The 19,719-nt window shown below is 66.1% G+C and carries 20 protein-coding genes; 9 read left to right on the top strand and 11 right to left on the bottom strand.

The genetic code is table 11. The features are described from left to right. Positions 1-99: 99 nt before the first annotated feature. From DWA33_RS07150 to DWA33_RS07140, 3 genes are all read right to left on the bottom strand, one after another. Positions 100-1,785 carry a methyl-accepting chemotaxis protein gene (locus DWA33_RS07150; protein ID WP_114357405.1) on the bottom strand — a complete coding sequence of 562 codons (1,686 nt, stop codon included), beginning with the start codon at positions 1,783-1,785 and terminating at the stop codon, positions 100-102. Positions 1,786-2,108: 323 nt separating this feature from the next. Then, the gene (locus DWA33_RS07145; protein ID WP_114357404.1) at positions 2,109-3,221 is read right to left on the bottom strand and encodes a helix-turn-helix domain-containing protein; all 1,113 of its coding nucleotides are present in this window, start codon (positions 3,219-3,221) and stop codon (positions 2,109-2,111) included. A gap of 1,008 nt (positions 3,222-4,229) precedes the next feature. Continuing rightward, positions 4,230-4,742, bottom strand: a complete 513-nt coding sequence (locus tag DWA33_RS07140; protein WP_114357403.1) for a YcgN family cysteine cluster protein — start codon at positions 4,740-4,742, stop codon at positions 4,230-4,232. Positions 4,743-5,012: 270 nt separating this feature from the next. On the opposite strand from DWA33_RS07140, the gene DWA33_RS07135 reads away from it, so the two are divergent. From DWA33_RS07135 to DWA33_RS07125, 3 genes are read left to right on the top strand one after another with little or no spacing between them, the layout of a single operon-like run. After that, positions 5,013-7,286, top strand: coding sequence for a transglycosylase domain-containing protein (locus tag DWA33_RS07135; protein WP_114357402.1), 2,274 nt, complete (start codon positions 5,013-5,015; stop codon positions 7,284-7,286). A 43-nt stretch (positions 7,287-7,329) separates the two neighbouring features. Next, positions 7,330-7,908: a DUF1214 domain-containing protein gene (locus tag DWA33_RS07130; RefSeq protein WP_114357401.1), complete on the top strand. Its 579-nt coding sequence runs from the start codon at positions 7,330-7,332 to the stop codon at positions 7,906-7,908. Continuing rightward, complete coding sequence (locus tag DWA33_RS07125) at positions 7,905-8,471, top strand: DUF1254 domain-containing protein (protein WP_114357400.1); 567 nt, start codon at positions 7,905-7,907, stop codon at positions 8,469-8,471. Before DWA33_RS07130 ends, DWA33_RS07125 begins: the two co-directional genes overlap by 4 nt. Before the next feature lie 12 nt (positions 8,472-8,483). On the opposite strand, the gene DWA33_RS07120 is transcribed toward DWA33_RS07125, so the two are convergent. Continuing rightward, a complete protein-coding gene (locus tag DWA33_RS07120; RefSeq protein ID WP_114357399.1) occupies positions 8,484-9,263 on the bottom strand; it encodes a hypothetical protein in 780 nt (259 codons plus the stop codon). 17 nt (positions 9,264-9,280) lie between these two features. Next, on the bottom strand, positions 9,281-9,475 hold the full coding sequence (locus DWA33_RS07115) for a hypothetical protein (RefSeq protein WP_114357398.1): 195 nt from the start codon (positions 9,473-9,475) through the stop codon (positions 9,281-9,283). 176 nt (positions 9,476-9,651) lie between these two features. Between DWA33_RS07115 and DWA33_RS07110 the strand changes: the two genes are divergently transcribed. The 3 genes from DWA33_RS07110 to DWA33_RS07100 all read left to right on the top strand — a co-directional run bounded on the left by DWA33_RS07110 (position 9,652) and on the right by DWA33_RS07100 (position 12,474). After that, positions 9,652-10,182, top strand: a complete 531-nt coding sequence (locus DWA33_RS07110; RefSeq protein WP_114357493.1) for a hypothetical protein — start codon at positions 9,652-9,654, stop codon at positions 10,180-10,182. Between the two features lie 78 nt (positions 10,183-10,260). Beyond that, positions 10,261-11,349, top strand: a complete 1,089-nt coding sequence (locus DWA33_RS07105) for a polysaccharide deacetylase family protein (RefSeq protein WP_114357492.1) — start codon at positions 10,261-10,263, stop codon at positions 11,347-11,349. 150 nt (positions 11,350-11,499) lie between these two features. Beyond that, positions 11,500-12,474: a DUF2336 domain-containing protein gene (locus tag DWA33_RS07100; protein ID WP_114357397.1), complete on the top strand. Its 975-nt coding sequence runs from the start codon at positions 11,500-11,502 to the stop codon at positions 12,472-12,474. A gap of 6 nt (positions 12,475-12,480) precedes the next feature. On the opposite strand, the gene DWA33_RS07095 is transcribed toward DWA33_RS07100, so the two are convergent. From DWA33_RS07095 to DWA33_RS07085, 3 genes are all read right to left on the bottom strand, one after another. Beyond that, entirely contained in the window at positions 12,481-12,822 is a 342-nt protein-coding gene (locus tag DWA33_RS07095) for a DUF1491 family protein (protein WP_114357396.1), read from the bottom strand. Positions 12,823-12,947: 125 nt separating this feature from the next. Beyond that, the gene (locus DWA33_RS07090; RefSeq protein ID WP_244601213.1) at positions 12,948-13,751 is read right to left on the bottom strand and encodes a peptidoglycan-binding domain-containing protein; all 804 of its coding nucleotides are present in this window, start codon (positions 13,749-13,751) and stop codon (positions 12,948-12,950) included. Continuing rightward, positions 13,744-15,567: an ATP-binding protein gene (locus DWA33_RS07085; RefSeq protein ID WP_114357395.1), complete on the bottom strand. Its 1,824-nt coding sequence runs from the start codon at positions 15,565-15,567 to the stop codon at positions 13,744-13,746. The genes DWA33_RS07090 and DWA33_RS07085 overlap by 8 nt, the downstream gene beginning before the upstream one ends. Positions 15,568-15,973: 406 nt before the next feature. Between DWA33_RS07085 and DWA33_RS07080 the strand changes: the two genes are divergently transcribed. Together DWA33_RS07080 and DWA33_RS07075 are read left to right on the top strand one after the other, a co-directional pair. Next, positions 15,974-16,396: a DUF5330 domain-containing protein gene (locus DWA33_RS07080; protein ID WP_114357394.1), complete on the top strand. Its 423-nt coding sequence runs from the start codon at positions 15,974-15,976 to the stop codon at positions 16,394-16,396. A 117-nt stretch (positions 16,397-16,513) separates the two neighbouring features. Next, positions 16,514-16,942, top strand: coding sequence for a SufE family protein (locus DWA33_RS07075; RefSeq protein WP_114357393.1), 429 nt, complete (start codon positions 16,514-16,516; stop codon positions 16,940-16,942). 26 nt (positions 16,943-16,968) lie between these two features. Here the strand turns inward: DWA33_RS07075 and DWA33_RS07070 are convergent, their stop codons facing one another. After that, positions 16,969-17,580, bottom strand: a complete 612-nt coding sequence (locus DWA33_RS07070) for a DUF6456 domain-containing protein (RefSeq protein WP_114357392.1) — start codon at positions 17,578-17,580, stop codon at positions 16,969-16,971. A 123-nt stretch (positions 17,581-17,703) separates the two neighbouring features. Then, a complete protein-coding gene (locus DWA33_RS07065; RefSeq protein ID WP_181902387.1) occupies positions 17,704-18,336 on the bottom strand; it encodes a TetR/AcrR family transcriptional regulator in 633 nt (210 codons plus the stop codon). A gap of 82 nt (positions 18,337-18,418) precedes the next feature. On the opposite strand from DWA33_RS07065, the gene DWA33_RS07060 reads away from it, so the two are divergent. Beyond that, complete coding sequence (locus DWA33_RS07060; protein ID WP_114357390.1) at positions 18,419-19,159, top strand: SDR family NAD(P)-dependent oxidoreductase; 741 nt, start codon at positions 18,419-18,421, stop codon at positions 19,157-19,159. A 7-nt stretch (positions 19,160-19,166) separates the two neighbouring features. Here DWA33_RS07060 and DWA33_RS07055 read toward each other — a convergent pair whose 3' ends face one another. Continuing rightward, positions 19,167-19,583, bottom strand: a complete 417-nt coding sequence (locus tag DWA33_RS07055; protein WP_114357389.1) for a Ros/MucR family transcriptional regulator — start codon at positions 19,581-19,583, stop codon at positions 19,167-19,169. Positions 19,584-19,719 lie beyond the last annotated feature (136 nt).

Here is a 19,719-nt window from a genome sequence, read left to right as displayed (position 1 = left end):
CCTTTCCGCGCAGAGCACGGTTGAACAGAGGTCGATGGCCCTGACGCTGTGGATTTTAAGGTCCGGCTCGGACGCCGCATGATCCGAACCGGTTGTGCTTCACGCGGCCCGCACGGTTTGCAAGAAACGACGAACCTCGTTCTTGAGACGGTCGCTGTCCTTGGCCAGGGATTGCGCAGCGGACAGCACTTGGGCAGACGCCGATCCGGTCTCAGTGGCGCCGCGTTGCACGTCGACGACGCTCGCCGAAACCTGCTGCGTGCCTTGTGCGGCCTGCTGCACGTTTCGCGAGATCTCCTGAGTCGCAGCACCCTGTTCTTCCACGGCAGACGCGATGGTCGAGGCGATCTCCGACATCTTCGCGATGGTCGAGCCGATCTCGCGAATCGCAGACACCGACTGATCGGTCGCACTCTGAATGCTCCCGATCTGCGCGCTGATCTCACCGGTCGCCTTCGCGGTCTGCTCAGCGAGGGCCTTGACTTCGCTCGCGACCACGGCGAAGCCGCGGCCGGCTTCTCCGGCGCGTGCGGCTTCGATCGTGGCGTTGAGCGCCAGCAGATTGGTCTGTCCGGCGATCGTGTTGATCAATTCAACCACATCGCCGATGCGAGTCGCGGCCTGGGACAATTCGCCGACCCGCTCATTGGTCTTCTGCGCCTGCGTCACGGCCTCGCTCGCGATCCGCGCCGATTCTTGGACTTGGCGGCTGATTTCGTTCACGGACGACGCCATTTCCTCCGAAGCCGAGGCCACCGACTGGACGTTCGCGGAAGCCTGCTCGGACGCTGCAGCAACCGACGTGGTCACCTCCTGAGCGCGCTCGGCCGTCGCTGTCAGCGTCGTCGCCGACGCCTCCAATTCGGTGGAGGCCGACGACACCGTCTGAATCACCTCGCCGACCGCTGCCTCGAAATCCTGGGCCAGCTTCGCCATCTCCTGTTTACGCTGCGTCGCGAGTTTGCGGTCCTGTTCGGCAGCTTCCTCGGCTTCCCGGCGCGCCTTCTCGTCGAGCATCAGCCTGATTCCGTTGACCGCATTGGCGGTCTGGCCGATTTCGTCGGCGCGATCGGTGCCCGAAACATCGACGCTCTCGCCGCGAGCCATCGCCTGCAGGTCCCCGACAAGTCGGCCGATCGGACGCGAAATCCCGAATTGCACGATCGCGAAGGCGATGACCAGAATCGCGAGGAAGCCCCCTCCGATCAGCGTCACCGTCAGCCAGATTGTGCTCACCACCTTGTCCGCCGCAGCCTGCGAGCGGTCGCTGATCCGCTTTTCGATTTTGCCAGTAATCTCGATCATTTCGGCACGCAGCGCATTGTTGTCGGTTGCCATGTCCTTGGCAGCACGAACGGCATTCAGGTCGTCTCCAGCCATCGCCGCCTTTTCCACGATCGGGAATTTCTGGCTCATGATGCGTTCGAAGATCTGCAAAGCGCGCTGGAAATCGGGTGCGAGCGCCGGAACGTGGCTTATCCCGCTCGCCATGTAGTCGGTGAACTCCTTGTGGTTGGCGGCCAATTCTCGGCTGGTCTTCTGCATCTCGGCAGCATCCTGCTCGGCGATCATCCGCCATGAAAGCCGGCCGAAATTGTAGACCCGCTGGTTGGCGCGGAGCCCCGCTTTCATACCTTGGACGTCCTGCTCGAGCATACTGGCATAGGTTCGTTGGATCTCGCTCATCTGCGACGCGGCGTACCAGACGCCGAGCCCGACCACGACGCTGAGCAGAACAAAGCAGGCGAGGATCTTGTAGAGCAATTTGACATTGGACAATTTCACGGCGCATTCCTTTAACGGCTGGGTCGCTCGCGCTGACCTGCAGGTCTCGAAGACAGATGGGTGGCCGATGGCCGCGTCAGCGGCTGCATAACATCGCGGCACCCTTCAGCGCCGCGCGTATCCGTCGAAACGTCCGGACCGCGCACGACGCGGTCCAGAAGCTTTGATGTTCGAAGTCTCGGGAGCACCGGCGACGTTCGCCGAAAAGCTCGATCTCGAGTAATAACTTCGATGTCGAACAGAATAACTTTGCTGTGGAAATGCCCGCTTAACCCATCATGCGCCGTCGTAGCCAGAACACGACAACACCGTCTCTACGGGCTCTACGGCGTGTTCTTGATCAGGCGAGCGTTGCGCAGAGTATCGGACGGCAATTCTCCGAACTCGTTGCGATAGTCGCGGGAGAAGTGACTTGCGTTCTGGAATCCGCAGTAGAGCGCGACGCCCAACACCGACGTGTTCGGCTGCGGCTCGCAAAGAAGCGAGTGGGCTTTCCGCAACCTCAGTTGCTTGACGTATTTCGAAAACGAGACGAAGCCAGAAGAACTGAGGCATCTTTGTACGGCCCGGGGACTGATCCCGCATTCCTTGGCCACATCCGCAAGATAGATGTCCTTGTTCCAGTCACGTTCGATCCGCTTGACGATGCAGCGCAGAACCTTGGAGGCCGACTCGGAATTATGGCGCTCGCGTGCCTGCGTCAGATCGATCAGCGCGCCGACCAAGTGAGTGAGATTTCCCCTTTCGTCGTACAGGCAGTTCGCCATCCCGCGGATCCAATGCACCTCGCCATTGGGAAGGACAACTCGATATTCGTGGCTGTAACCTAGTCCCGTCCTGATCGCTCGCGTCACCGTGCGCTCCACCGCTCGACGATCCTCCGGATGAATCAACATCAGGAATTCTTCGAACGATGGTGCTCGGGCCGCTTTCGGCACTCCATACAAGAAGCGCGAGGACGCGAGGGTTCGGTCGAGCTTGGCGTCCCAGGACCAGGTGATCAGGCCCGCGAGGGATTCGGCCGCGGCGAGTTGGTGCTCCATGACCTCAGCGTTGGAGAACTCGCGCAGGTTCATAGCTACCAGGTGCGGCTTGTCCGTATCGTCTCGGAGCAACGTCACGCCGGCGCGGACGTGCACGAACTCGCCACCCTTGCGCCGCATCCTGAGATCGGAGGTGTATTCGGACATCTCACCCAAGATCAGCTTCTTCTGCTGAGCCGCATTGCGCCGATGATCGTCGTGCTGGGTGATGTCGCGCAGTAGACGATGCTGCGTCGGCAGTTCGCCATCGTCGTATCCGAGCAATTTTACACAGCGGTGGTTGACGTAGATGATCTCTCCGGAGGCCGGATGGATCAGCAGGATTGCCGTTCCAATCCGGTCCAGGAATCCGGTCGGCACACACCCAATCGACTCCGCGTTCGGCGAATTCACCCCGGTACGTCCACTTCAGTTCGTTGCATGATCATCGTAGAGCTTCCGCGTCGGCGCGACCGTCCATTCGACTAGGCGGATTGCGACGCTGTGTTCAAAATGCGTCACTTGCCGCTTTCTCCATCGCCGATTCAACAGAAACACCTCAGCGCGAGCGATAAAGATCGGCCGGGAACAATCACAGATTGTCGAAGGTCAATTCTATCGCGTGACGCGATGGGCTGAAAACGTCCTCGCCTGTCCGCGTCGAGCTACAGGCGCAATGTCGTCGGCAGCATCTGTCTATCAGATATCACCATCCTGCATTTGTTAGTCCAGGACAGGAAGTCGGCGGCAGGCTCGATCGCGCTGCCGTGACGCATTGTGATCATCGCGGCGCGCGATCGCTTAAGTGCGCGTTATCGCGATTGCGCAGATACTAGGTCACGCCATAGCGCAACGACGATCGAGGATGACTGTACGCATGACTTTTCCTCACTCGACAGAAGGCCGAAGCGAGCGAGGCGGCGAGTTGCCGGTCTTGATGTGCCTCTCGTGCCGGCGGCAGTTGGCGTTCGTGTGCAGAATTCCGGAGGGTCGCCCCTCTTCGGGTCATTATCTGTTCGTTTGCGCGCCTTGCAACTTGGCGAGTTCTTTGCCGTCACCGCATCCGATCGCCACGACTCCCCGACCGCCGCTGCCCAGGCATGGCGTGTGCTTTCGTCGGCGACGGGTAACTCCGGCCGAAGAGTTGCCTACGGGTGGCGAAGCTTCGATCGTGAACCGCTCGAGTGGCGATCCAGGCCAGGCCGCGTCACGGCGGGCTGCTGTGGTGTCTTGGTGGCGACGTTGCAAGCGACCACTCGCCAAGCAGCCGCCTTGAGAACTCGTCTGATCGGATCCGAAAACGTCGCCTCGCAGCGGAGCGAGAGGCTGGTGACGATGCCTGGTCTTTCGAGGAGGGTGACTGCAGGACGGCGGTCATCAGTCATCACGACGTATCGTCAGTTCGCGATCTTCACGATTCACTCAAGCCGGACGCTTCTTCAGCTTGGCGCGCTTCGGCAGCAGGGCCGGCCACGACACGATGTGATCTTCGAGCTCCTCGACCGGGACCTCGGTCTCGGTCCGCTCCACCCGCCCCCGCACCGAGACTCCGGCCTCGTGCACGGTGTTCGGATCGCCGGAGATCAGCGGGTGCCACCAGTACAGGTCGCGTCCCTCGGCGACGAGCTTGTAGGCACAGCTCGGCGGCAGCCAGGTCAGCTCGCGGACCTCTTTGGGCGTCAGCCGCACGCAGTCCGGCATCCGGTCCGACCGGTTCGGATAATCCCGGCAGGCGCAGGCGCCTGCGTCGAGCAGCCGGCAGCCGACCTCGGTGAAATAGATCCGCCCGGAGTCTTCATCCTCGAGCTTTTCCAGGCAGCAGCGCGCGCAGCCGTCGCACAGGCTCTCCCACTCGGTCGGCGAGAGCTGTTCCAAAGTCTTGGTCTTCCAGAAGAAACCGTCTTGGGCGGACGGCCTCTTGGGGCGCGCGGTCATGCCTTGGATGCTGCTTTGCGGTGGTGAGGCCGCCGTTCTAGGGGGAGTTTGCCCGGCGGCGCAAGCGCTTAGCCGGCATGGCAGGTGCCGGAGCGGGCGCTTCGGCCTCGGGCTTAGCGAAAAATCCCTGCGCCACCATTGGTTTATCGGGCATGCTCGGCTACAAGGAATCAGATTCCCGAAGCCTGTCGCCCTCGCCTTGCGATCGCCGCAACATTGCGCAAGACGAACAGCGCCTGTGCGGCGTGCTGATGTGATTGGTCGAACCCGGTGCCGAAGATTCTGCCAGACAATTGGAAGCAGCGGGTCCGGAACTGGTTTCTGGATCTGGACGCCCGGCTCGACTCGACGCTGTTCTCTTCGGCGGTCGGTATCCGCGAGCTGTGGGAGCGGTTCTCGACCTATATGGACCGCTTCTATGTCGGGGGCTGGAAGCGCTGGGTGTTCGTCGAGCCGCTGTCGGAAGCGGCCAGCATCGGGCTGCTCGGTCTGATCGCGCTGCTGGCGCTGGCGCAGCCGGCGTTCCGCGAGACCGCGGACGAGGACTGGCTGAAGAAGTCCGACCTCGCCGTCACCTTCCTCGACCGCTACGGCAATCCGATCGGCAGCCGCGGCATCAAGCACAACGACGCGATCCCGCTCGAAGACTTTCCGGACAATCTGATCAAGGCCACCCTCGCCACCGAGGACCGGCGGTTCTACGACCATTTCGGCATCGACGTCGCCGGCACGCTGCGTGCGCTGGTCACCAACGCCCAGGCCGGCGGCGTGCGCCAGGGTGGCTCGTCGATCACCCAGCAGCTGGCCAAGAACCTGTTCCTGTCCAACGAGCGCACGCTCGAGCGCAAGATCAACGAAGCGTTCCTGGCGATCTGGCTGGAAACCCGGCTGACCAAGAACGAGATCCTGAAACTGTATCTCGACCGCGCCTATATGGGCGGCGGCACCTTCGGCGCCGACGGCGCAGCGCACTTCTACTTCAACAAATCGGTGCGCGACGTGAACTTGGCCGAAGCCGCAATGCTCGCCGGCCTGTTCAAGGCACCGACCAAATACGCGCCGCACATCAACCTGCCGGCGGCGCGCGCCCGCGCCAACCAGGTGCTCGACAATATGGTCGACGCCGGCTTCATGACCGAGGGCCAGGTGTTCGGCGCCCGCCGCAATCCGGCCTCGGTGGTCGACCGCCGCGACGAGAATTCGCCGAACTACTATCTCGACTGGGCGTTCGACGAAGTCCGCAAGATCGTCGACACCTTCCCGAAATCGTACACCGAGCGCGTGTTCGTGGTCCGCACCGCGATCGACATGAACGTGCAGCGCGCCGCGGAAGGTGCGATCGAGAACCAGCTCCGCCAGTTCGGCCGCGATTATCACGCGACGCAAGCGGCGACGGTGGTGTCCGATCTCGACGGCGGCGTCCGCGCCATGGTCGGCGGTCGCGACTATGGTTCCAGCCAGTTCAACCGCGCGGTCGACGCCTATCGCCAGCCCGGCTCGTCGTTCAAGCCTTACGTCTACACCGCGGCGCTCTTGAACGGCTTCAAGCCGAATTCGATCGTGGTCGACGGTCCGGTCTGCCTCGGCAATTGGTGCCCGCAGAACTACGGCCACTCTTATTCCGGCTCGGTGACTCTGACCCAGGCGATCACCCGCTCGATCAACGTGGTGCCGGTCAAGCTGTCGATCGCGATCGGCGGCAATCCGAAGAACCAGTGGGATTCGGCCAAGAAGGGCCGCGCCAAGATCGTCGAGGTGGCACGCCGCTTTGGCCTCACCGCTCCGCTGCTCGACACCCCGTCGCTGCCGATCGGCTCGACCGAAGTCACCGTGGTCGAACACGCGGTGGCTTACGCCACCTTCCCGAACAAGGGCATGGCGGTGAAGCCGCATGCGGTGCTGGAAGTCCGCACCGGGGCCGGCGAGCTGGTGTGGCGCTGGGACCGCGACGGCCCGCAGCCGAAGCGCGCGATTCCCGCCAACATCGCCGCCGACATGGCCGGGATGATGAGCCATGTCGTGACCGAGGGCACCGCGCGCCGTGCCCGGCTGGACGGCATTCCGGCCGCCGGCAAGACCGGCACCACCAACGCCTATCGCGACGCCTGGTTCGTCGGCTACACCGGCAACTTCTCCTGCGCGGTGTGGTACGGCAACGACGACTACTCGCCGACCAACCGGATGACCGGCGGCTCGCTGCCGGCGCAGACTTGGCACGACATCATGGTGGCGGCGCATCAGGGCGTCGAGGTCAAGGAACTCGCGGGCGTCGGCATGGGCGAGAAGTTGCCGGCCGCACCGGGCGCGCGCCCCACCGGAGGCGAGACTGCCGATCTCAAGGCGGCACCGCCGGTGCTGACCCGGCGCGGCGCAGAAATCCTGGTCAGGGTCGAGAAGATGCTCGACGAGGCTACCCGCGCGCTCGATGCCACCCCTGCTCCGGCGACCGGACGCAAGGTCTCGTCCGGCACCGTCGGGCTGACCGACAGCATGGCCGCGGCCTCGCCCGGCTCCGCTCCGGCTGCGGCGGCCCAGAAGAATTGAGCGCGGCGATGCGACTTGCGACGACATCGGGGATGGCTGCGACGTGCGCCTGATTGTCCTCACTCTGCTGGCCCTGCTGATCGCCGCCGGTGTCGGCGTCGGCGCCACCTGGATGACCGCCACCAGCGGCACCGAATTCGGCACGCTGACGATCGGCGCCTGGACCGCGCGGCCCAGGGTCGGCACCGCCGAGGTCGACCCTTACGCCCGTGCCGCGATCGTGCGCAGCGGGGCGCTGCCGGTCGGCGCCGGCGACGGCATCTCGTTCCTCGCCACCGCGGACGACAATAAACGCCCGCTCGACGGCCGCTGCGACGTCGAAGTCAGCGGCGTGACGCCGGCGGCGCGGTTCTGGACGCTGACGCTGTACGATCCGCGCGGCAATCTGGTCGCCAACACGCTGGAGCGCTACGGCTTCACCAGCCAGGAGATCATCCGCGACGCCGAGGGCAAGTTCAGCATCCGGATCGCCGCGCGCGCCCGCGCCGGAAACTGGCTGCCGACCGGCGGCGTCGACCGCTATTGGCTGATGCTGCGGCTGTACGACACCCCGGTCGGGATCGCCACCCGGACCCAACGCGACGCGCCGATGCCGGCGGTCGCCACCATCGGCTGCCCATGATCCGCTTCGCCATCGCCATCGTCGCCGGTCTGGTGCTCGGCGGTATCGTGCATCTCGTCACCATCCTGGTGCTGCCGCGGATCGCCGGTCAGGACGCCTACGCCCGGCTGACGCCGCTGACCCAGGTCAATGCGGTGACGCAACTGCCGGACATCACCCCCGACAATGCGCCGCTGCCGCTGCTCGATCCGGCGTTCGCGATGGCGGTGTGCCGCTACGATCTGTCGAAGGGTCCGATCAAGCTGGCGGTGCCGGTCAGCCAAGCCTACACTGCGGTGTCGTTCTACACCCGCAACGAGGTCGCCTACTACGCGATCAACGATCGCTCCGCCGGCCGCAAGGTGATCGAGCTCGACCTGATGACCGCCGAGCAGCACGCCGATCTGCCGGAGGAGGAGGACGTCACCGCGGCCGACCGGCTGATCATCGATTCCCCGACCACCACCGGCCTGATCGTGATGAAGGCGCTCGCCTCCGAGCCCGGCCTGATGCCGCAGGCGCGCGCTGCGCTGAAGGCTGCGACTTGCAAGTCGCAACCCGACACCGCGGCGAAATCGAGCTGACCGCGGCGCGCCTCAGCCCTTCCGCACCACTGCTCCGCCCTGCACCGGAGGCTTGGCGACCAGCCCGATATTGGCGGCCTGCGCTTCGAGTTCGGCGATCAGCCGGTCGGCGTCGGCAGCGACGCCGTCCGGTGCCATGATCACCAGCCGCTCCAGCGCCCAGCGATACGACGACGCGCGCCTGCGCAAGCACTGCTGCACCCACTGCACGATCAGCGCGTTCTCTTCCATCCGCGCCACCGCGTCGTCGCGCTCGCGCGGCGACAGGTCGGAAACGTATTTCAGGCTGGCGTTGCGCTTCTGGTCGAGCTCGAGCACCCGCGCCGCGGTGAACTGAAACGGCTCGAACATCGTCAGGTCGTTGCGAACGTCCTGGATCAGCTGGTTGTAGCGCGAGGAGTGCGAGCGATGCGGCTCGTCGATCAGCAGCTTGCCGTAGGCGGTGCGGTCGAACGGCGGCTGCTGCCGCCATGGTGCGGCGATCGGCTGGTAGTCGCCGAACACGCTCTTCCACGCCGGACGCGCGTGCGGCGCCTCGATCAGCGGATACGCCATGTCGCGCATCGTGCGTTCCTGATCGGTGAGCTGAAACGCCGACGCCTTCAGGCCGATGCTGCCGGTCGCCTCGGCGCCGATCCAGCGATGCATGTCGTCGGTGACGAAGTCGCGCCTTGTGCGGCCGAAATCGCCGCCGGCACAGCCGCCGAGCGCGAGGGCGGCGAGCGTCGGAAGGAGCAGAGCCGCCCGGGCGGCCCTGCCCCGGATCTTGACCGGATGGCCGACCGCGGACATCGATGCGCGTGCTCGGTTCAGGAGCGGGCGCGGCGGCCGCGACGCCGGCCGGGCGCGGCACCCTGCGGGCCGTCTTCGCTCCCGGCTTCGGCGTGGCGCTCGATCCGGATTACCGGAAGGATCGTCACCGTGGCTGAGCGGTCCGAAGCGACCATGGGCGAGCCCGGCCGCCGCGATGCCGCATCCGCCGGAAATTCAATGATGGTGCCCATTGCGGTCTCTCCGCGTCCTTTCCCCGAGCCGATCACCGTGCGCCGCATTAAGGAGCCGTTATGGTTAATGCACTGTTAATGGCGGAGCGCCTCGCGGTTGCAACCGGGGCGGGTGCGGTGTTAGCGTCACGGTGGGGGATGGGGAACCTGACGTCGACGTGAGGCTTGTGACCTCGATGATCGAGATTCCGCCAACCGATCTGCGTGCCCGCCCGCTCGCGGCCCTCGGCCCCCAGCCGATCGCGATCGCGGCCGCCGCCCTGCTGCTGATCATCGCCGGGATCGGCACGATCTTCTTGTGGCGCATCGCCACCGGCGCCAGTCCCGAACAGGAGCGCGTCGCGACCGGCCGTCAGGTACAGGCCCGCGTTGCACAGACATCAGAACAACTGGTGGAGCGCACCAAGGGTCTGGAGCTGACCCAGCAGCAATCGATCGATCAGTTGCAGGCGCTGCAGGATCAGCTTGCGCAGATCGAGAAGCTGGTCTCCGCCCAGCGCAGCGAGACCAAGAAACTGTCCGAACAGGTCGGCGAGATCGGCACCAGTCTCGACAGCCTGCGCCAGTCGTTCGCCCAGGCCCAGCCGGCCGAAACCGCCGAACGGCCGGCGGTGCGCGCCAAGCCGCCCGCCCGCGTCTCGCGCGGCAAGGCCGGGAAACCGCGCGCCGCCAAATCGCAACGCCGGTCCACGAAACCGCGTCGATAACTCGAATTGCACACCGCCGCTTAACCAATTTGCGACCAAGTTGGTCGGGGCGAGCGGCGCGTATGTGTGGAGTTGACGATGCGTAAATTTGCGGTGCTGGCGGCCGGCTGTAGCACGCTGGCTGTTCTGGTCGGGTTCGGTGCCGGTCGCGCCTGGTTCACCCTCACCCCCGCCCAGCTTGACGCCGCGCGCGCTCCCGCCGCTGCGGAAGAACTCACCACCGGCACGATCGCCGCGCGCTGGCCGACGCCGGGCGGCGTACCGGCCGGCAGCTCGAACGGGGCCACGCCCGCGCCGACCATCCAGCCGGCCCGCGCCACCGTCGACCCCGCGATCGGAGCCAAGCCCGCAGCCCTCCCGGCCCCGGCGCCCGCCCCGGTGCGGCAGGCGCAGGCGTGCAGCAATCCGAATGCGCTCGGCATCTCGCGCACCGTGGAGATCGACACCGCCGGTGGCCCGGGACTCGGGATGTCGCAATATCGCGACTACGATTTCCTGCAGCCGGGCGAAGTCGCGCTGACGTTCGACGACGGACCGTGGCCGGTGAACACCCCGGCGGTGCTGGCGGCGCTCGCCGCACAATGCGTCAAGGCGGTGTTCTTCCCGGTCGGCAAGCACGCCAGCTGGCATCCGGCAATTCTCAAGCAGGTGATCGCCGCCGGCCACACCGTCGGCTCGCACACTTGGTCGCACGTCAATCTCGCCAGCAAGCCGTTCGCCGAAGCCAAGGGCGAAATCGAAAAGGGCATCAGCGGCGTGGTGCAGGCGGCAGGCCAGCCGACCGCGCCGTTCTTCCGCTTCCCGCAACTGCGGCAGACGCCGGAGCTGAAGGCGTATCTCGGCGAACGCAACGTCGCGACCTTCTCGATCGACGTCGATTCCGAGGACTTCCGAATCCACAAACCGGATCAGCTCGTCGCCGGCGTGATGGCGAAGCTGAAGAAGGCCGGCAAGGGCATCCTGCTAATGCACGACTTCCAGAAGTCGACCGCGCAGGCGATGCCCGAGCTGCTCGCGCAGCTCAAGGCCGGCGGCTACAAAATCGTGTTCATCACCGCCAAGGATCGCGTCACCACGCTGCCGGAATACGACGCCCAGGTCGCACCGGCGCAGCCGGTCGCCTCCACCGCGAAACCGATCGCCAACGTGATCCGCACCGTCGATTAGCACCGGCCCCAGACCTGCATAGCAATTCGACCGAACGGGCGCGCGAAGCGCCCGTTCGCGTCTCCGCGCTGCTTAACAAACCGTTGAGCTTAACGTGCTGTTAAAGCGACCGGGCTAAGCTGCCGGTAACTCGTACCAATTTGCGCCGCCATGACCTCGCTCACTCCCTTTCCCGGATACGACGGGCTGATGTCGCTGTCGCGCCGCGAAGGCGTCGACATCCGCCCGACGCTGCTCAGGGTGCTGACAGATCTGTATGTGCAGAATCCCTCGCACACCGACGAGGAAGAGCGACAGTTCGTCGAGCTGACATCGCGACTGATCGACGAGGTCGACGACGCCACCCGCGCGGTGGTGCGTGCCCGGCTGTCGATCTATCCGCACACACCACGCGCGATCGCGCTACGGCTGTCGCTGGTATCTTCGCCCGATCAGCGCGTGCCGCTGGCGGCGCCGATCCCGCCGGCCGACACCGCCTCCCCGTCCCGGCCGGCGCCGCGCGCTCCCACGGAAGCCGAACAGCGCGCCGCCAGCCTGTCGATGCAACCGGAGGACGCCGCGCAGCTCGCCGAGATGTTCTTCTCGGCGACCGCCCGCGAGCGCGCGCAGATCCTGCACAATTTGGCCGAGACGCCGCTGCGGCCGGCGGCGCGGATTCATGCCCCGCGCGCGATGCGCGCGATCGAAGTGCTGCACATGGCGGCCTATGTGTCCGACGTCGAGAATTTCACCGCCGAACTCGGTGACACGCTGCTGCTCACCGCCGCGACCGCAAACCGGGTCGTCGCCGACGACGGCGGCGAAGCGCTCGCCTGCGCGCTGAAGGCGATCGGCGTTCAGGGACACGTGTTCGAACAGGTGCTGATGTTCCTCGATCCCGCCAAGGGATCGTCGGTCGAGTGGGTGTACCGGCTGTCGCGGCTGTACGACCGCCTCAGCGAGCGCGCCGCGCTGATCATGCTGGCAGCGTGGCGCGGCGCCACCGTCGCCTCGACCCGCGCCAAATATCGCGCGGCCCTGTACGACCACGAACGGCAACGCGCCCGCAGCGCCACGCCGCAGGCGCGGCCGGCGGTGCAGCCCGGCACCACCTGGTCGCCGCGCATCGGCACGACGCGCGGATAGTCCGGCTTACTTCGCCAGATCGAGAAAGTGCCGCCCGGCCCGATCTTCGGTCTCGACGATCCAGACATCAGGATCGAACCGGATTTCCTTCACCAGCCGTTGTTCGACGTCGGCTTCGGACTGCGGCGCCGGAGAGGCAGGCACGAACACCCGCTCGAACGGACGCTCGTCGTCGTAGGCGGTCTGCGGCGCCGGCACGTACAGCATCGCCTGGCCGTCCAAGGTCGCGACCTTGACGAACACCGCCCCCGCCTCCTCGGCCCCACGCCGCCGCACCGCGCCGAACACGCCCTCGGACTGGCAGCGGCGCAAGTAAGCCGACACCCAGATCGCACTCTTCAGTCTCATGGGGTGGCTTGTAGAGGATTTCCGGCACGGAGCAAATCGCAGCCCGGACGTGCATGAACAGAGCGATTGCTGGCTGACCACCGTCTGGAGCGACAGCGGCCGCCTTCAAGTGAAAAGCTGCCGCCCTAATCGATCGGATGCCCGATCATCAGCCCGAGTTCGCGTACCACGCGGTCGGACACCTGCCCGGTGACCGGCAGATTGCGCGAGCGTTCGAAGCGAGCGATCGCCGCCTGGGTGTCGGAGCCCGCGGTGCCGGTCGGCTTGAGCTGGCCGTAGCCGTACTGCGTCAGCGCACGCTGGACCGAGGCGATCCGCCGCGATGACGCGGCGGCTTCACCAGCGGTGTTGGGGATCGCGGCCGGCGGACGCGGCGCGAGCGCGGACGAGGCGGCGCCGTGCGGTGCGGTGGCACGGACCAGATTGCCGAGCGGATCGTCGACCTCGGCAGCGCGGCCGCGCACCGGGCGCGGCTCGGGACGGCGCGGATCGGCGGTCTTGGTCTCGACCGGGCGCAGCTCGACCGGATTCGACGCCCCGTGTCTGGTTTCGACCGGCCTCGACTCCGCCGCCTTGGGTTCGGACGGCTTCAACTCGGTCACGGTGGGCTCGAGCAGCTTCTGGTCGAGCGCTTTGGTATCTACGCGCGACTCGGCATCCAGCGGCCGCGGACGCGGCAGCGTCACGATCGAGACCGACGCGGGCGGCGTCGCGTTGCCGAACATCGGCGACGGGTGCTGCCCGGCCTGCATGAAGATCGCATTGGTGACGATCGCGATCACCGCGGCCGCACCGAACATCGCGGCGATGAAATCCTTCGGGCTCGACAGCATCAGCCGGATTGCCAGACCGCGCTCCCCGCTGTCCGCCACCATCGCCGTCGCGGCGCTGCGCCGTGACGATCCACCGTCCTTTCGGGTCTTAGGCACTCTTCTTCACCTGGTAGTCTTGCGTCGGCGCATCCGCCGGCGCCGTCGGATTCAATGTCGTGACGTTGCTGGACGTCGGCAACGCCAGAGGCAGCGACACCGTAACCGTGGTGCCGCGATCGATCTGGCTCTGCACCTCGATCTCGCCACCGTGCATCCGCACCAGGCTCTTGACGATCGACAGCCCGAGGCCGGTGCCCTCGTGGCGGCGCTGATAGGTCTTTCCGGCCTGGAAGAACGGATCGCCGAGCCGTTTCAGGTCTTCCTCGGCGATGCCGACGCCGGTGTCGCTGACGCGCAGCACCAGCCGTGCGCCCTCGACCGCCGCCGACACCGTCACGGTACCGCCGCGCTCGGTGAATTTGATCGCATTCGACACGAGGTTGAGCAGGATCTGCTTGAAGGCGCGCGGATCGCCGACCACGTCCGGCAGATTTTCCGGCGCGCGGGTGACGAGATCGATGCCGCTGTCGCGCGCCTTCAGCGCCAGCAGATTGCAGCAGTTGAGCAGCGCAGGCCGCGGCGCGAACGGCTCCGGCACGATCTCGAAGTTGCCGGACTCCATCTTCGACATGTCGAGAATGCCGTTGACCACCGACAACAGATGCTGGCCGGAATCGTTGATCAGCTGCGCGTATTCCTTGCGTCGCTCGGCGCCGAGCATCAACGCCTCCTCCTGCACGATCATGTCGGAAAAGCCGATGATCGCGTTCAGCGGCGTGCGCAACTCGTGACTCATGGTGGCGAGGAAGCGGCTCTTGGCGGCATCGGCGCGATCGGCTTCGGCGCGGGCTTCGTCGAGCGCCTGCTCGTGCAGCTTTCGCTCGGTGATGTCGCGCATCACCGCGACCACCTCGGTCTCGGCCGTGGCCACGGCGGCCGCACCGGGCTCGAGCGGCCGGCATCGCATCTCGACCCAGACGAACTCGGCGGCCGAGGGCCGTCCGCGCTCGTCGCGCACCACCTCGCGGCGGATGCGGAATTCGACGCTGCCGGTCTCGCGGCCGCGGGCGGCGTCGGAGATCGCCTTCAGATAGGCCGGGCGGTCGGCGACGTGAACACGATCGAACAGGCCGTGCTCGGTGAGCTGCGCCGCCGGAACGCCGAGCAGCGTCTCCGCCGCCGGCGAAATGAAGCACACCGCGCCGTTGCGATTGTGCCGCGAGATCACGTCGCTCATGTTGCGGGCGAGCAGCCGGTAGCGTTCTTCTTCGACATTGAGCAGCGCGCCGTTGGTACGCGCCAGCCACGCCGCGCCGTAGGCGAGCACCGAGGCGTACAGCGTCGCCGTGCCGATCCCGAACGCAGCCAACGTCGCGTTCGAGGTCGCGGCCGCGGCGGGCGGCGGCAGCATGCCGAAGCCGCCGAGCGCGATCAGCAACAGCGCGCCGCCGAGCGCCAGCGATACCGCGAAGGTGACGATGCGGCGTGAGGCCGACAGCGCCGCTTCGACGGGAATCACCACGAACCAGACGGCCGCGAAGGATTGGATGCCGCCGGTCAGCGCCGAGACGCCGATCACCAGCGCGGTCAGCGCCAGCGTCGACAGGACATGCGCGTGCTCGTAGCGTCCGGTCCGCGACAGGAACCAGGCCACCAGGATCGGCGCGATCAACCAGGCGAATGCCGCCGCTTCCAGCGCGGTCGGTGCGCCGCGTAGCACAAGATAGACCGGGAAGGCGGCGAATGCCGCGAGACTTCCGAGCAGGCGTGGCGCAATGAATGCACGATGTCGTGCACTCGTCAGCGCGTCATAGCGCACCGACGGATGCAGCAACGCATCGAGACACTCACCGATGATTCTGGATACTGCCACGCTGCTCGCGCTCGCTGGTCGCCTCGTAACGGGAGACGTTCTACGCCCCACGTGTGGTTGGCCGAACCTGTCAGAGCGACCTTAAACGAACACTAAGGTGATCGCACAGCGCGGCTCGCCTTGCCTTCCAGGCGCCTCTGAACACCGCATTCGAACCTCATGGTGAACGCATGGTTTCAAAGCCCGCGGCGGTATGGTTTCGAATTGGTGGACGCAGACAGCGCTCACCGCGAGAAAGTGTGGAGCGTCAATCGAATATTTACGGCGAATCGGCTCGGCGGAGTGTTCCGCCGATTTTGCCTCGAATTGTAAGTAACTGATCCACTCCGAATTCATTGACCTTCGCTACGACGGAGCTCGATTGCGAGACCAATCGCAACGGGGATTTGGACGACGGGGTCGCGAGATGTTCTTTCTGCTTCGCTTGGCATTTTGGATCGGAGTGGTCCTGGTGTTTCTGCCGCGCGAGTCGACGCCGGATTCGGAGAAGTTGCCGCAGATCGGCGCCTCCGAGGCGGTATCTGCGGCGAGCGCCGCGGTGTCGGATTTCAGTCAGTTCTGCAAGCGCCAGCCGGCGGCTTGCGAGGTCGGCGAACAGGCCGCGACGGTGATCGGCCATCGCGCGCAGGAAGGCGCGCGCAAGCTGTACCAGATCATCACCGAGAAGCGCGGCGAACCGACCGGCGCGATCGGCGGCAGCGATGCGCGCGATCCGTCGCTGGCGCCGCGCGACACGCTGACGGCTGAAGATCTCAAGATCGAGTGGAAGCTGCCCGGCTCCGAAACCGCGGCGGTCGATGCGGCCGCCAAGCCGGTTGCCAACAATTAGGGCACCACTCGACGATCGAACCAGGCGATTGGCGCTTTCGAGCACGCCTGCGAACCCATATATCTGTCGGTACAGGTTCCATTGCGCGCGAGCCGCGACCGACAGATACGGGGCACGATGACGATTGACGAGATCAGGGACAACTTCGCGCTGCTCGACGAGTGGGACGATCGCTATCGCTACGTGATCGAACTCGGCCGCACGCTCGAGCCGATGCCCGAGGACGAACACTCTTCTGCGAACAAGGTGCAAGGCTGTGCCAGCCAGGTGTGGCTCTCGCGCAAGCTGACGCGCAACGCGGCCGGCGAACCGGTGCTGAACTATCTCGGCGACAGCGATGCGCACATCGTGCGCGGGCTGATCGCGATTCTGCTGACGCTGGTGTCGGGCCGCACGCCGCAGCAGATCCTCGCCGCCGAGCCGATCGCCGTGTTCGACGAACTGGGCTTTCGCGAGCACCTAACGCCGCAACGTTCCAACGGCCTGCGCTCGATGATCGAGCGGATCAAGGCCGACGCCCGCGAAACCGTCGCCGCATCTACCTGAGCGCGATCGGCGACTGATCCGCCTCCTTACGGCACCACGAACGCGGCATCGTTCGCCAGCCAACTGCGCAGCCGCAGCTTGGCCGGTCCGCCGTGCGCCGCCAGGCCGTAATGGCGCGCCAGCCGATCCAGCGCCAGCTGCAACACCACCTTGGCGGAACGCGACGGCCAGCCGCGTTCGCGCTCGACATCCTCGAGCCCGCGCAGGAAACAGCAGACGTCGAGCAGGATGCCGGAGAACTCCGGGCCGCAGGCGTCGAGTGCGAGCTGCACCCGCTGCCGCGCCGCAACCACCACATCGGTCATCTCTCCGGCTCCGCCGCCGCCCGCGCGCCCCGTCGGCGCCCCCCAGTTCGACGTGACGCGCGGTGTCAGGTTGCCGCGGGTGAAGTCGGCGCGCAGTCGCTCGCCGGCGACAAACTGTTCGGCGCTGATCAGTGCGCGGCCGTCGCGCCCCTTGCGGCGGGCGAGCCAGGCCAGCGGGCTTTCGCTGTCATCGATGGTGACGCGCGCCAGCCCGTCGGCGGTCATGATCTCGCGCTCGGTCAGATCGAGATGGCTGGCGCGAAAGCTATCGACCTCCGCCTTGCCCGGCCCGCGTACTGTTGCGGGCTTCCGCCCCCGGCGCTTGCTCTGCATCTCGTCCCGACCTTTCCCAGACTATTCATCTAGGAAAATATTCTCATGTCGGGCGCGAAGCCGCAAGAGCTCCGTGACGTCATCATCGGATTTTTTTCCTTGACCCGCAACCCGCGCGGCGGTTCAGACGTTCCATTGAGCCAAAGCCTGGCGGGCGACCGCCTCCAGCTCGGCACGGGGGGTGCCGTCGCGGGCCAGGATCGACATTCCGGCCTGGATGCACTGGTAGAAGCGGGCACGGGCATGGATGTCGGTTCCCGCCCGCAGCTCGCCCGCCGCGACGGCCGCGCTCAGCCGCGCCTGCAGGCGCTGCAGCGTCACCGCACGCGCGCTGCGCACCAGCTCGCCGAGTTCCGCGTGGCCTTCGCTCCCCACCGCCGACAGCGTCACCATGCAGCCGAGCGGATGATCGTCGGGAGCCCCGGTCAGCGCCGACGCCGAGTCGAGCAGAAAGGCGCTCACCGCCTCTCGCGCGGTGGGCGCGCTGTGGAACCCGGCCCAGACCAGTTGCTCGTAGGTAGCCTCGTAGTGCCGCAGCGCCTCGGCGTAGAGCGCTTCCTTGGAGCCGAACGCCGCATACAGGCTCGGAGCTCCGATCCCCATGGCCTGCGTGAGATCGGCGATCGAGGTCGCTTCATAGCCCTTGACCCAGAACAGCCGGGTGGCCCGAGCCAGCGCGAGTGCCCGATCGAACGCGCGTGGCCGGCCGCGAGTCCGCGCGGCTCGGTCGCCCAAGGTCGGATCTGATTTCTGCATCACTCGCTATATAAATCTCTTGACCGATCTCCGGCAATTCACCTAGGTATTTTTGTATCGATTGCTACAAAAAGAGGACGACATGATTGAGCTGACGGGCAAGCGGGCGCTGGTCACCGGAGCCGCGCGCGGTATCGGTGCCGGCATCGCGATCGAACTGGCCGCCAAGGGCGCGGATGTCGCGATCACCTACGAGCGGTCGGCCGATCGCGCCGCCGAGGTGGTGCGGGCGATCAAGGCTAACGGCCGCCACGGCATCGCGATCCAGGCCGACAGTGCCGATCCGGCGGCGGTGAAGCGCTCGGTGGAGGCTGCGGCCGGGCAGCTCGGCGGCCTCGACATTCTCGTCAACAACGCTGGAATCGGCCGGGTCGGACCGCTCACCGAACTCGGCCTCGCCGACCTCGACGCGCTGCTCAACATCAACGTGCGTGCCGTGGTGCTGGCGTCGCAGGCCGCGATCCCGCACCTCCGCGAGGGCGGACGGATCATTTCGATCGGCTCGACGCTCGCCGAGCGGGTGCCGTTTGCGGGGTCGACCGTGTACGCGATGACCAAGTCGGCGCTGCACGCCTTCACCCGCGGACTGTCGCGCGAGCTCGGGCCGCAGGGCATCACCGTCAATCTGGTTCAGCCTGGCTCGATCGACACCGATATGAACCCCGCCGATGGCGAACAGGCCGACCAGCTTCGCAGCCTGACCGCGCTCGGGCGTTACGGCAAAGCCGAGGAGATCGCCGCCGTCGTCGCGTTCCTGGCAAGTCCGGCCGCCGGGCTGATCACCGGCGCGATGATCACCGCGGACGCCGGCTTCTCGGCTTGATGCCGGGCTACTTCCGACGGCGACGCTGCTGCCCGAGCCCCATCTTCTTGGCGAGCTGCGACCGTTCCACCGCGTAGTTCGGCGCCACCATCGGGTAGTCCGCGGGAAGTCCCCACTTCTCGCGGTACTGCTCCGGCGTCATCTTGTACTGCGTGCGCAGGTGACGCTTCAGCGATTTGAAGCGTTTTCCGTCTTCCAGGCAGATCAGATACTCCGGCGTCACCGACTTCTTCACCGGCACCGCCGGCTTGGCCGGCTCCTGCGGCGCGGCGTCCGGCCGCCCGCCGGTCAGCCGCTGCAAGGCCGCGTGAACCTGACCGATCAGCGCCGGGATTTCGTTGGCCTGGGTTGCATTGTGGCTGACATAGGCCGAGACGATCGACGCGGTCAGCTCAATGTAATTCTTGCCTGTGGTGTCACTCATCGGCCGTCCTTCGTCGCTCGTCGATCACCCGCGGAAGGCCGCGAGCGCGCTGGTCAAATTGTCCGGGATACTCGGTGGTCAAGGACGATCGCCGCCGCGCGACCAATCTAACCTTGCCAATACCGAAGTCTATTTA

It is taken from the genome of Rhodopseudomonas pentothenatexigens, from assembly GCF_900218015.1.
Lineage (GTDB): Bacteria > Pseudomonadota > Alphaproteobacteria > Rhizobiales > Xanthobacteraceae > Rhodopseudomonas > Rhodopseudomonas pentothenatexigens.
The sequence above is the reverse complement of the archived record's forward strand: the minus strand, read 5'-3'. Positions and strand labels throughout refer to the sequence as shown.

Bases quoted from the DNA above. Each gene is read 5' to 3' on its own strand.
- DWA33_RS07095 (WP_114357396.1), bottom strand. From the start codon at position 12,822: ATGAGACTGAAGAGTGCGATCTGGGTGTCGGCTTACTTGCGCCGCTGC.
- DWA33_RS07080 (WP_114357394.1), top strand. From the start codon at position 15,974: ATGTTCTTTCTGCTTCGCTTGGCATTTTGGATCGGAGTGGTCCTGGTG.
- DWA33_RS07110 (WP_114357493.1), top strand. From the start codon at position 9,652: ATGATCGAGATTCCGCCAACCGATCTGCGTGCCCGCCCGCTCGCGGCC.
- DWA33_RS07060 (WP_114357390.1), top strand. From the start codon at position 18,419: ATGATTGAGCTGACGGGCAAGCGGGCGCTGGTCACCGGAGCCGCGCGC.
- DWA33_RS07140 (WP_114357403.1), bottom strand. From the start codon at position 4,742: ATGACCGCGCGCCCCAAGAGGCCGTCCGCCCAAGACGGTTTCTTCTGG.
- DWA33_RS07055 (WP_114357389.1), bottom strand. From the start codon at position 19,583: ATGAGTGACACCACAGGCAAGAATTACATTGAGCTGACCGCGTCGATC.
- DWA33_RS07120 (WP_114357399.1), bottom strand. From the start codon at position 9,263: ATGTCCGCGGTCGGCCATCCGGTCAAGATCCGGGGCAGGGCCGCCCGG.
- DWA33_RS07100 (WP_114357397.1), top strand. From the start codon at position 11,500: ATGACCTCGCTCACTCCCTTTCCCGGATACGACGGGCTGATGTCGCTG.
- DWA33_RS07115 (WP_114357398.1), bottom strand. From the start codon at position 9,475: ATGGGCACCATCATTGAATTTCCGGCGGATGCGGCATCGCGGCGGCCG.
- DWA33_RS07070 (WP_114357392.1), bottom strand. From the start codon at position 17,580: ATGCAGAGCAAGCGCCGGGGGCGGAAGCCCGCAACAGTACGCGGGCCG.
- DWA33_RS07105 (WP_114357492.1), top strand. From the start codon at position 10,261: ATGCGTAAATTTGCGGTGCTGGCGGCCGGCTGTAGCACGCTGGCTGTT.
- DWA33_RS07125 (WP_114357400.1), top strand. From the start codon at position 7,905: ATGATCCGCTTCGCCATCGCCATCGTCGCCGGTCTGGTGCTCGGCGGT.
- DWA33_RS07065 (WP_181902387.1), bottom strand. From the start codon at position 18,336: ATGCAGAAATCAGATCCGACCTTGGGCGACCGAGCCGCGCGGACTCGC.
- DWA33_RS07075 (WP_114357393.1), top strand. From the start codon at position 16,514: ATGACGATTGACGAGATCAGGGACAACTTCGCGCTGCTCGACGAGTGG.